9 protein-coding genes are annotated in these 11,663 nt (G+C 69.9%); all 9 read left to right on the forward strand.

Features of this window, described 5'->3' with window-relative positions; translation table 11 throughout:
* Positions 1-8 precede the first annotated feature (8 nt).
* The 9 genes from ACP7BV_RS01280 to ACP7BV_RS01320 are packed head-to-tail and all read left to right on the forward strand — an operon-like array spanning position 9 to position 11,632.
* Positions 9-887, forward strand: a complete 879-nt coding sequence (locus ACP7BV_RS01280) for a polysaccharide biosynthesis tyrosine autokinase (RefSeq protein ID WP_426100684.1) — start codon at positions 9-11, stop codon at positions 885-887.
* Positions 884-2,614 carry an exosortase B gene (gene xrtB, locus ACP7BV_RS01285; RefSeq protein WP_426100686.1) on the forward strand — a complete coding sequence of 577 codons (1,731 nt, stop codon included), beginning with the start codon at positions 884-886 and terminating at the stop codon, positions 2,612-2,614. The genes ACP7BV_RS01280 and xrtB overlap by 4 nt, the downstream gene beginning before the upstream one ends.
* A 7-nt stretch (positions 2,615-2,621) precedes the next feature.
* On the forward strand, positions 2,622-4,205 hold the full coding sequence (locus ACP7BV_RS01290; RefSeq protein WP_426100688.1) for an O-antigen ligase family protein: 1,584 nt from the start codon (positions 2,622-2,624) through the stop codon (positions 4,203-4,205).
* Complete coding sequence (locus tag ACP7BV_RS01295; RefSeq protein ID WP_426100690.1) at positions 4,202-5,341, forward strand: glycosyltransferase family 4 protein; 1,140 nt, start codon at positions 4,202-4,204, stop codon at positions 5,339-5,341. Before ACP7BV_RS01290 ends, ACP7BV_RS01295 begins: the two co-directional genes overlap by 4 nt.
* A complete protein-coding gene (locus ACP7BV_RS01300; protein ID WP_426100692.1) occupies positions 5,338-6,102 on the forward strand; it encodes a serine O-acetyltransferase in 765 nt (254 codons plus the stop codon). The genes ACP7BV_RS01295 and ACP7BV_RS01300 overlap by 4 nt, the downstream gene beginning before the upstream one ends.
* Complete coding sequence (locus tag ACP7BV_RS01305) at positions 6,095-7,807, forward strand: lipopolysaccharide biosynthesis protein (protein ID WP_426100694.1); 1,713 nt, start codon at positions 6,095-6,097, stop codon at positions 7,805-7,807. Before ACP7BV_RS01300 ends, ACP7BV_RS01305 begins: the two co-directional genes overlap by 8 nt.
* Positions 7,807-9,006, forward strand: coding sequence for a non-hydrolyzing UDP-N-acetylglucosamine 2-epimerase (wecB, locus tag ACP7BV_RS01310; RefSeq protein ID WP_426100696.1), 1,200 nt, complete (start codon positions 7,807-7,809; stop codon positions 9,004-9,006). The genes ACP7BV_RS01305 and wecB overlap by 1 nt, the downstream gene beginning before the upstream one ends.
* A complete protein-coding gene (locus ACP7BV_RS01315) occupies positions 9,003-10,499 on the forward strand; it encodes a glycosyltransferase (RefSeq protein WP_426100698.1) in 1,497 nt (498 codons plus the stop codon). The genes wecB and ACP7BV_RS01315 overlap by 4 nt, the downstream gene beginning before the upstream one ends.
* Positions 10,496-11,632, forward strand: coding sequence for a glycosyltransferase family 4 protein (locus ACP7BV_RS01320; protein WP_426100700.1), 1,137 nt, complete (start codon positions 10,496-10,498; stop codon positions 11,630-11,632). The genes ACP7BV_RS01315 and ACP7BV_RS01320 overlap by 4 nt, the downstream gene beginning before the upstream one ends.
* The last annotated feature ends 31 nt before the right edge of the window (positions 11,633-11,663 follow it).

Consider the following 11,663-nt stretch of genomic DNA (forward strand, 5'->3'; position numbering starts at 1 on the left):
GGAATCGCATGACCCATTCCGAACTGTCCATCGCCGCAGCCGAACAGCAGCGCCGCGCCGAGTCGCGCATTGGCGCGCTGCTGCTCGCTGCCGGTAAAATCACCCCCGAACACGCCGAGCGCGTGCTGCGCATGCAGGACGAACTGGGCATTCGCTTCGGCGAAGCGGCCCAGCGCCTGGGCCTGGTCGACGACGATGACATCGATCAGGTGCTGGCGCGCCAGTTCGACTATCCGTACGTGCAACCGGGCCAGGGCGGCTGTTCGCCTTACCTCGTGGCCGCCTGCGATCCCTTTGGCGCGCGGGCGGAAACGCTGCGCGCCGTGCGCAGCCAGCTGCTGCTGCGCTGGTTCGCGCGCGGCCACAAGTCGCTGGTGGTGGCCGGCGTGGGGCAGGGCGACGGCGCCAGCCTGTTTGCCGCCAACCTCGCGGTCGCCTTTGCCCAGCTCGGGCGGCGCACGCTGCTGGTCGACGCCGACTTGCGCCATCCGTCGCAGCAAGCCATTTTCAATACGGGCGCGCGCCAGGGCTTGGCCGACATGCTCGCCGGGCGCATCGAGTCCGACCTGACCGAACCGCTGGCGTCGTTCGGCACGCTCTCGCTGCTGGGCGCCGGTACCCTGCCGCCCAATCCGCAAGAGCTGCTCAGCCGCCCGGCGATGACCAGCCTGAACGCCGCTTTCGAGGCGCGCCACGACGTGGTGCTGTACGACGTCACGCCCAGCGCGCGCGCGCTCGACGCCCTGCTGCTGGCCGCGCGCACCGGCGCTGTGCTGATCGTGGCGCGCAAGCACCGCACCCACCTTGACCAGCTGCATGCGCTGGCCGACAAGGTGGGCCAGAACGGCGCCAAGGTGCTCGGCGCGGTGCTGGTGGAGTTCCCATGAGCCTGCGGTTGCCGCCAGCGGGTGCCGGCGCGACCGGGAACAGTGCCGCCGCCAACAGCGCCGCCGCCAACAGCGCCGCCGCCAACAGTGCCGCCGCCAATGGCGCCTTTGGTATGGCGCGCGCGGCTGGCAGCGCGTCGCGCGCGCGCGCCCTGCGCAAGACCGCGGGCTGGGCCCCGCTGGCGCTGGTGCTGGCGCTGATGTACATACCCAGCTTGTACCGCATGTTCACCGGCCCCTGGGGCACCGAAGAGCAGGCGCACGGACCCATCATCCTCGGCATCGCCCTGTGGCTCATTTACCGCAACTGGAATGCCATGCTCGCCGCCAGCGAAGGCGCGCCCGGCAGCTGGCTGGGCTGGCCGGCGCTGCTGCTCGGCTGCGCGCTGTATTTCTTGGGCCGCTCGCAGGATATCGCGCTCTTCGAGATCGGCTCCCTGCTGGCCAACCTGGCCGGTCTGCTGCTGCTGGCCCGCGGCGGCGCGGCGTTGCGGGTGCAGTGGTTCGCCCTGTTCTTCATGCTGTTCATGCTGCCGTTGCCCGGCTCCCTGGTCGACATGCTGACGCTGCCGATGAAAACCGCCGTCTCCTACCTGGTCGACAAGCTGCTCTACTGGGCCGGCTACCCGATCTCGCGCACCGGCGTCATTTTGCAGATCGGGCAATACCAGTTGCTCGTGGCCGACGCCTGCGCCGGCCTGCACACGCTGTTTACGCTCGAGGCGCTTGGCCTGCTGTACCTGAACGTCGTGCGCCATCAATCGCTGGCGCGCAATGTGTTGTTGGCCATCCTGATCGTGCCCATTTCCTTCGCCAGCAATGTGATCCGCGTGCTGGTGCTCACGCTGGTCACCTATCACCTGGGCGACGCGGCGGGGCAGGGTTTCCTGCACGGTTTTGCCGGCATGGTGCTGTTTGTCAGCGCGCTGATGCTGATCATCGCGGCCGACTCGCTGTTGCGCGTCGGCGTGGCCGGTCCCGGCATCCCGCTGTTCCGGCGCGCTGCCGGCGCGCCCGCGCCGCGCGCGCCAGCCAGCGCAGCCTTCGGCGCGCCGCGCGCCACGCTGGCGCCGGCCCTGCTGATGGCTTGCGCCGCGCTCGCCGCCGTACTGATCAAGCCGCAAAAACTGCTGGCCGATACCGCGCCCAAGATCGTGCTCGAAACCAGCGTGCCGGCCGCGTTTGGGCGCTGGCGGCTCGACCCGCAAGTGCTCGCCGTGGTGCCGTCCGGCGTCAAGCAGGAAGCCATCAGCCAGATCTATAGCCAGACGCTGAGTCGCACCTACGTCAACCCGCAGGGACAACGCGTGATGCTGGCCATCGCCTATGGATCGAACCAGACGCGCCAGTTGCGCGCGCACCGCCAGGAAGTGTGCTATGTGGCGCAAGGCTTTCAGATCGACGCGCTGCGCAGCGGCCAGCTGCGGGTGGGCGGGCGCAACGTGCCCGTCACGCGCATGGTGGCTTCGAACGGGCCGCGCATCGAACCGGTAACGTACTGGTTCACGATGGGCAGCAGCGTGGTGCGCAGCTACCTCGACCGCCAGTTGGTTGAGCTGAAGTACGCGCTGTCCGACTACATCCCCGACGGCTACCTGTTCCGGGTCTCGACCATCGGCGCCGACGCCCAAGCCGCGTTCGCGCTGCAGGCGGCCTTTGTCGACGACTTGATGCAGGCGCTTGACCCTGCGGTGCGCGCGCGCCTGCTGGGTGCCGGCGCACAGTGAGGACCGCATGAGCCAGTTTCCACGCACGGGTGAGAGCACGCAGGCGCAGGCGGCGCAAGGCGCGCAGGCAGCGCGGAGCACACATGAAGCGCCAGGCGGGTACGCGCGCGTCATGTTCCACGGCGGCGCCAGGGCCGCCCTGGCCGGCGCGGCGCTGTTGCTGCTGGCCGCCGTGCTTGGCGCGGCGGTGCCCTTCATTGGCCTGCTGGTGCCGGCGATTGTCGTCATGGCCGCGTTTTCCTTGTGGGTGCTGCTCGACTTCCGGGCCGGCGTCGGCTTTGCCATCGTGCTGATGCCTTTGTCGGCGCTGACCTTCTTCCCGCACGAAATGATGGGCATGCGCGGCCTCAATCCGCTCAACCTGATCCTGTTCCTGACCACCGTGTCCTACGTCGTGCACGCCGGCTTGCGGCGCTGGCGCGACCCGCTCATTCCCACCCGCCTGCTGCTATGGTACGTGCTGCCCATTGGCGTTGCCGCCGCGGTGGGCGTGTCCAGCGTGCACCTGATCCCGCGCCATTTTGAAGCGGACAAGCTGATCCAGTTCAACGACGGCCTGGGCTACCTGCGCGACATGTTTTTCAAGCCCCAGTTCATGGTGCTGCTGGCGCTGCTGGTGGCGCTCGCGGTGCGCCACAGCCGCCGGCCGGAGCGCTTCATTTACCTGATGCTCGCCTCGGGCTGGGTGTTTTGCGCGCTGGTTGGCTTCCTGTTGGTCAATTCCGGCATGACCTTGCGCGAACTGGCCTCGCCGCTGGCGCGCACCTTCCTCGGGCGCCTGGGCATGCATGCCAATGAAATGGGGCTGCTCCTGAACATGCTCTATGCGCTGACGCTGTTTTCGATCCGCGCGCACGGGCCCGGCTTTACCCGGCGCCTGTTGTTCGTCTCGGCGCTGGTGTTCGCCGTGTCGGTCTTGATGACGTTTTCGCGCGGTGCCTTCGTCGGCCTGCTGCTGGTGAACCTCGTGTATTTCTGGCGCCGCGTCAGTATCAAGGCCGTGATCGTGGCGCTGATCGTGGCCTCCTGCATCGGCCCGGCCGTGCTGGGGCCGCTCTCGGAGCGCGCGCTGACGGGCGTGGCCCGCGCCGATCGCGGCGCCGTCACCGCCGGACGCCTGGACGGCATCTGGCTGCCGCTGCTGCCCTACGTGCTGGCTGAACCGGTCATGCCGCACGGCATCTACTCCATCCTGTGGAGCCCGCCCGTGAGGCTCAACCGCATGCTGCCGGTGGCACAGCCGCACAGCGCCTGGCTGGGCGGCCTGATGGACCTGGGCCTGGTCGGCTTCGGTTTTGTGCTCGCTTTTTTGCTGTTCGCGCGCCGCGAATTCATCCGTCTGTCGCGCGCGCATGCGTCGCCCGCGCTGCGCGGCCTGTTCGCCGGCGGCGCCGTGCTCATTCCCCTGTGGTTTGTGCAGGGCTTGACGGACGACCATTTCACGCCCAGCTTTTCGCAGTCCTATTTCTGGATCGCACTGGGCATCCTGTTCGGCTGCGGCGGCTTGTTGCACGGCCGGTCCAGGCCGGTCGCATCGGCCCCGGCCTGGGTCCACCAGCCGTTCGGCCCGCCGGCGGGGGAAGCCCGATGAGCGCGCGCGACAACCCAGCGCGGCCGGCGCGCATCTGCATGCTGAACTATTACGCCTGGGGCGTATTTGCCGACCTGGACGGGCAGGATGTGCACATCGGCGGCGAAGAAGTGCAGCATGCCTTGCTCTCGCGCCACTTGGCCCGCCAGGGGTACGCGGTCACGTCCCTGGTGGGCGACTTCGGCCAGAACGCGCTCGTGCGCATCGACGGGGTCGACGTGCGCAAGACCTTCGCGCTGGCCGACGGCCTGCCGGGCCTGCGCTTTTTTTCGCCGCGCCTGGCCAGCACCTGGAATGCGCTGGTGCAAGCGGACGCCGACATTTATTACACCAGTTGCGCCGGACCGATGGCAGCGGTCATGGCGCATTTTTGCCGGCGCCATGCGCGCCGCTTCGTGTTTCGCGTCGCGTCCGACGCCGACTGCGCGCCGGCCACGCTCATGCTCGGCCATGCGCGCGACCGCCTGCTGTACCGCTACGGCCTGCAGCGCGCCCACGCGGTGCTGGCCCAGACGCGCACCCAGGCCAAGCTGCTGCGCGAGCACTACGGCGTACAGGCGCGCCTGGCCGGCATGTTTTCGGAATTGCCCGCCAGCGTGCGCCCGCTTGACGAGCGCGACGCCGACCTGTTGTGGGTGGCCAACCTGCGCGCTATGAAGCGGCCTGAATGGTTCATCGACATTGCGCGCCAGGTGCCGCGCCTGCGCTGCCATATGGCTGGCGCGGCCCACCCCGGCGAAACAGCGCTCTACCGGCGCGTGCTCGACGCGGCGGCGCTGCTGCCCAACCTGCAGTTCCACGGGCAGGTACGCTTTGGCGCCACCAGCGCGCTGTTTGCCAACGCGCGTCTGTTCGTCAACACGTCGGCCTTCGAAGGCTTCCCCAATACCTACCTGCAGGCGTGGGCCCATGGCGTGCCCGTGATTGCCAGCTTTGACCCCGACGGCCTGATCGCCGCGCACGGTCTGGGCTTTGTCGTCGACTCTGCCGACGCGGCCGGCGCGCGCGCGCGCGCCTTGCTGAACGCGCCGGCTGACTGGGCCGCCTGCAGCGCGCGCTGCCGCCAGTACGCCAGCGCCCGTCTGGCACCCGAGACGGTGGCCGCGCCCTACCTCGCTGCCATGGTGCCGTCATGAACCGCGTGCAGCGGCGCGCGCTCGGCCGGCTCTGGCGCGCCGACCTGTACCGCCATCTGAGCGGGCAGGGCGGGCTGGCGGCGGGCTTGCGCGCCTACCGGCTGGTGCCCGGCTTTCGCTTCATGTTCTGGCTGCGCCTGGCGGCCATGACGCGCGCCTCGAGCTGGCCGTGGCGTCCCGCCCATCTGCTGGCGCGCCTGATGCACAAACGGCTGCGCTGGCGCTTTGGCATATCGATTCCCTACACCACGCGCATCGGGCCTGGATTTTACATCGGGCACTACGGTGGCATCGTTGTCAATGAGGCGGCCGTTATCGGACGCAACTGCAATATTTCGCAAGGGGTCACGATCGGGCAGCTCAACCGCGGCGCGCGCAGGGGCGTGCCGGTGATCGGCGACGCCGTCTACATCGGCCCGGGAGCGGCCATCATCGGCGCCGTGACCGTGGGCAGCGGCTGCGCCATCGGGGCCAACGCGGTCGTTTCGCGCGACCTGTGCCCCAACGCGGTGGCGGTCGGCATTCCGGCACGGGTCATTTCCACGCGCGGCAGCGCCGGCTATGTCGAGTTTTGCGACTACCCCGATGCGGCTTCCGATCTTGACGCCGATGCTCGGGCCGATGTTCAGGACGACGCCCAGGCCGGCGTCAAGGCCGACGTTCACCCCGACGTTCACCCCGATACTCACGCCAATACTCACGCGAATGTTGACGTCGATGCGCACGCCGCAGTTGACGTCGATGGCGGCCGCCATGCCTGACGCCAGCCTCAGGCGTGGCGCGCTGACGCTGACGGCCGCCGGCATGTTCGACTTCGCGCTGCAATTGCTGTTGCCCGTGGCGCTGGTGCGTCTGCTGCCGGCGCCGGCCTTTGCCGACTACCGGCTGGCCTGGCTGGCAATCGGCGCGGCAATGGCCTTGGCCCCGCTGGGCTTGCCCCGCAGTCTGTTCTATTTCCTGCCGCGCGCGGGTGCCGCCGAGCGCGCTGTGTATGTGCGCAACACCATGCTGCTCCTGTTGCTCAGCGGCGCGTGCGCCGGCCTGCTGTTCGGTCCCTGGAACAGTGTTCTGCCGACCAGCTTGCGCGGCATCGCCGGCGCGGCCTGGTTCCTGCCGGCTTTCCTGACACTCTGGGTGGCGGCCAGCCTGGCCGAATTTCTGCCCAGCGCGCGCGGCGACGTGGGCCGCCAGGCCCGCCTCATCGTTGCCCTGGCGGTGCTGCGCGTGGCGGCCATCGCGCTGGCCGCCTTGTGGGGCCGCGTTGAGCTGGTCTTTGCCGCGCTGGTCGCTTATGCCGCCTTCAAGCTGGCGCTGGTGGTCGGCGAAGTACGGCGCCAGGACACCGACGTCGAGCCCGTACGCAGCGACGGGTGCGGCGGCCCGCCGCGTCCGCCACCGCCACCTTCGGCGCACGAGTCACTGCTGCGCACCCAGCTCGCCTACGCGCTGCCGTTCGGCATGGCAGGGGCGCTCTTCCTGCTGCGCGGCCAGGCCGACCAGTGGGTGGCCGCCGCCCTGTTTCCCCCGGCCGCCTTCGCCGCGTTTTCGATCGGCGCGGTGATCATGCCGCTCGTCGCGCTGGTGCGCACCAGCGTCGCCAACGCCATCGGCGCGCGCCTGTCGGCGCTCGAGGCGCGGCGCGACGTGGCCGGCATGCTGGGCCTGAACCAGCGTGCCAACCTGGCCGTCGCGTTCGTGCTGCTGCCGGTGCTGGTGCTCACGGCGGTGCTGGCCGCGCACATCGTCGCGCTCGTCTATACGCCCGCCTTTCTGGCCGCGGCCGCCGTAATGCGCGTCAATTGCCTGGCGCTGCTGGGCGTGGCGGTCGAGGTCAGCACCCTGACCCTGGTCCTCAATCAGGGCCGCTACTTGCTCGCCGCCGACGCGCTGCTGTTGCCGCTGGGCCTCGCTGCCGGCATCGGCGGCGCCGTGCTGTGGGGCTTGCCCGGCGCCGCGCTGGGCAACCTGCTCACGCTGGGGGCCGGCAACGCCTTCAGTTTCTGGCGGGTCGCGCGCGCCACGGGCGTGCCGCTGCGCCGCCTGCAGCGCTGGGGCGCGCTGCTGCGCATCCTGGCCTGCGCGCTGGCGGCAGCCGTGCCGGCGCTGTTGCTGCTGCATGCCGGGATGTGGGACGCGGCACTGCACGCCGCTTCGCCTTGCGCTGCTGCAGCGGACGCGACACTGAACGCGACACTGAACGCAGTTTCAGTGCACCTCGGACTTGGGGACGCACCGTCGCCGCTGTTGCACACGGCGCTGGTGGGCGCGCCGCCATCTGCGGCGCTGGCTGCGCCACCGATGTCCATGGCGCCGGGGAGCGCGTCCCGACTCGAGGCGGTGCTGGCGGCGGCGCTGTACACGCTGGCCTACCTGCTGCTGCTGAGGGGCGCCGGCCTGCTGGCCGAGGCGCGCTCCCTGCTGGGCTGGCGCGCTCCGTCATGCCGGACGGCGGCGGGGGAGGCGTGATGGGCGCGCCAGTTCGCTTGCTGTTCGTGTGCGGCACCCGTCCCGAGGCCATCAAGCTCGCTCCGCTGCTGCTCGCCGCGCGCGCCCATGCCGGCGTCGAAGTGGCGTTGTGCGTAACGGCGCAGCACCGCGCCATGCTCGACAGCGTGCTGGCGTTCTTCGGCATCGTGCCCGAGTTCGACCTCGATCTGATGACACCCGGCCAGACGCTCACCACCGTGACCACCGGCGCGCTGGCCGGCCTCGGTCCCGTGATGGCCGCCGTGCGACCCGACTGGGTGGTGGTACAGGGCGACACCACCACCGCGTTTGCTGCCGCGCTGGCCGCCTTTTACGCCGGGGTGCCCGTGGCCCACGTTGAAGCGGGCTTGCGGACGGGCGACGTCCAGCGCCCGTTTCCCGAAGAAATGAACCGGCGCCTGCTGGGGGCCATCGCCACGCTGCATTTCGCGCCCACTGCCGTTGCCGCCGGCAACCTGCTGCGCGAAGGCGTGCCGCGCGCCCGCGTCCACGTTACCGGCAACACCGGCATCGACGCGCTGTACCTGGTGCGCGCGCGCCTGCACGCCGAACCTGCCTGCCGCGACCAAGCCTGTTCGGCGCTCGCCTGCCATGGCCTGGCCCACTTCAGCGCGCCGCAGCGCCCGTTTGTGCTCGTCACGGCGCACCGCCGCGAAAGTTTCGGCGCCGGTTTTGACGCCATTTGCGGAGCGATCGCCGAGCTGTGCGCGCGCTACGCCGGGGTCGATTTCCTGTTCCCGGTCCACCCCAACCCGGCCGTGCGCGGCGCCGTCGAACGCCATCTGGCGCCGTTGCGAGCGTCAAATCTGGTGCTGTGCGGCCCGCTCGACTATCTACCCTTCGTCACTCTGATGCTGGCCGCCGCAGTAGTGCTGACCGATTCCGGCGGCGTGCAGGAAGAAGCGCCCAGCCTGGGCAAGCCGGTGGTGGTGATGCGCGAACTGACCGAACGCACCGAAGGGGCCGCCTCGGGCATGGTCCACCTCGTCGGGCCCGACCAAAGCCGCATCGTCGGCGCTGTAGCCGCGCTGCTCGACGCCGGCGCGCCCACCGGGACCGGCGGCAACTTTTACGGCGACGGCCATGCGGCGGCGCGCATTCTGGCCGCGCTCGTGTCCGCCGCCGCTTGCCCACCCAGCCCGCCCAGCCCGCCGGACCGCGTCAAGGAGAATGCATGAACCTGCTCGCCATTTCCCGCTATGCCCCGCCCCAGCTGACGCCGCAGGCGATCCAGGTCGCGCGCCTGCTGTACCACCTCGACGCCCGCGTCACGCTGCTGCACGCGCCCGATGCCCAGCCCGACGCTGGCGCCGGCTTCGACCAGTATCCCAATTTTTACCGGCGCGTGGCCGCGCTCGAGGTGGCCGATCCTGGTCCGCCGCTCAAGGGCGTCTGGCACCGCGCAGCCCTGCGCGCGCTGCCCCTGTACGGTGCCTGTCCCGATTTGCTCGGCCCGTGGCGCCGCGCCGCCTGCCGCGCCGCGCTGGACCATATCGCGGCGCACCGTCCGGATGCCTTGGCCAGCTTCGGCATGCCCATGTCCGACCATCTGCTGGGACTCACGCTCAAGCGCCGCACTGGCCTGCCGTGGCTGGCCCACTTTAGCGATCCGTGGGCCGACAATCCCTTCCACAAGACCACGCCGCTCGAACACCAGGTCAACCTGGCGTTGGAGCGGCGCGTGCTGGCCCAGGCCGACCAGGTGCTGTTTACGTCGGCGCGCACGCTTGATCTGGTGATGGGCAAGTATCCGCCCGCCTGGCGCAGCCGCGCCGCCGTGCTGCCGCATGCCTGGGACACGGAGAATTTCGCCACGCCGCTGGCGCACCAGGCGACAGCCGCGCCGCGCGGACTGCCCGCGCGCCACGTGATCCGTCACATCGGCGCCTGCTACGGCGCGCGCTCTCCCGAGCCGCTGTTCGCAGCCCTGGCGCGCATCCACCGCGCAACCCCGCGCCAGCTCGACGGCGTAGCCTTTGAGCTGGTGGGGCCGATCGCCCCCGCCTTTCTGGCTTCGCCCGCGTTCAAGTCCCTGCCGCCTGGCCTGGTCACGCGCCGCCCCCAAGTAAGCTATCGCAGCGCGCTGGCGCTGGCGCGCGACGCCTCGGCGCTGCTGGTCATCGACGCGCCCAGCGCCGCCGACAGCGTGTTCCTGCCCAGTAAGCTGATCGACTACATCGGCGCGCGCCGTCCTATCTGGGCCATCACGCCGCCCGGGACCTGCGCCAGCCTGGTTGCCGAATGGACGGGCGGCGCCCACACCTGCGCCAATCCGGCCGATCCAGCCACGGTGGCTGCCATGCTGGCCGCCAACATCGATGGCCTGGACTGCCAGCCGGGGTGCTACGGGCCTGACCACGTCGCGCTGCGTTACGCACCCGCGCGCGTGGCCCAAAGCTTGAAACAATACCTGCGCCACGCAATCGGCCGCCGCGCCCGCGCCGAACTGGCCGTGACAGGGCCGGAGCCGGACGCGCCATCATCGCCACTATCGCCACTATCGCCACTATCGCCACTATCGGCGCCATCGCGGATGTCTGCGCCGTCGCCACCGCCGCCACCATCGCCACCATCGCCACCATCGCCACCACCGCCGCCGCCACCGTTGCCACCGTTGCCACCCATGGCGCCGCTGTCGCCCATGCCAGCACCGCCACCATCACCGCCATGACGCCACTGCACCTGCTGTTTGTAGCCGACCATCTCAAGTGCGGCGGCGCCGAGCGTCACCTGGTGTCGCTGGCAACGGGACTGGCGCGCCGCGGCCACCGGGTCTCCGTCGCCTACCTCAAGGAGCACGCCGAGCTTGCCGGTGAACTGGAACGTGGCAGCGTGCCCTGCGTGTGCTGCAACTCCGTTGGCGGCCTGGACCGTGCGGCGCTGTCGCGCCTGCGCGCCCTGATCGACCTCGAGTGTCCCGCCCTGCTGGTGGCCACGTCGCAATATTCCTTGATGTTCGCAGCGTTGGCGCGGCTAGGCGCGCCGCGCCGTCCGGCGCTCGCCTTTATCTGCCACAGCACGGACGTGGTGCGGCGTGGCTGGCGCGCGCGCTCGCGCTTTCTGGTCTACCGCCAGTTCTACCGGCTGGCCCAGTGCGTGGTCTTCGTCAGCGAACACCAGCGCCATTTCTTTGCCGCCCTGGGCTTGCGCCTGGCCCACACCGAGGTGGTGCACAACGGTATCGACCTGGCATATTTTTCACCGCCGCAAAAGGACGAAGGCACACGCTTGCGCCAAGCGCTCGGTTTTGGTCCGGCCGACCTGGTGGTTGGTCTGTGCGCCATTTTCCGCGAGGAAAAACGCCACGCGGACTTGCTGGCGGCTGTCGCGCACCTGCGCCACGAAGGCATGCCGGTCAAGGTCTTGCTGGTAGGCGACGGCCCCATGCGCGCGCGCATTGAGGCATGCCGCCACCGCTTGCGTCTTGACAGCGCCGTCGTGCTGGCCGGCTTCCAGGCCGACGTGCGTCCATTCATCGCCGCCTGCGACGTCATGGCGCTGACCTCGCACAGTGAAACCTTTCCCATCGCCACGCTCGAATACATGGCGCTGGCTAAGCCGCTGGTGGCGAGCGATGTGGGCGGCATGCGCGAACAGGTGGAACATGGCACCAACGGTTTGCTGTTTGCCGCCGGCGACGTGAACGCCCTGGCCGCCGCGCTGCGCCGCATTGCCGATCCGCCACTACGGGCGCGTCTGGGGCAGGGCGCGCTGGCCACGGTGCGCGCGCGCTTCGACCTGCACGCCATGCTGGCGCGCTACGAAGCCCTGTTTGCGCACCTGCAGCATTCCACGCTGACTTGATGCCCGTGCTTGATGCCCGGTCTTGATGCAC

Source organism: Massilia sp. TSP1-1-2 (assembly GCF_049896185.1).
GTDB lineage: Bacteria > Pseudomonadota > Gammaproteobacteria > Burkholderiales > Burkholderiaceae_D > Telluria_A.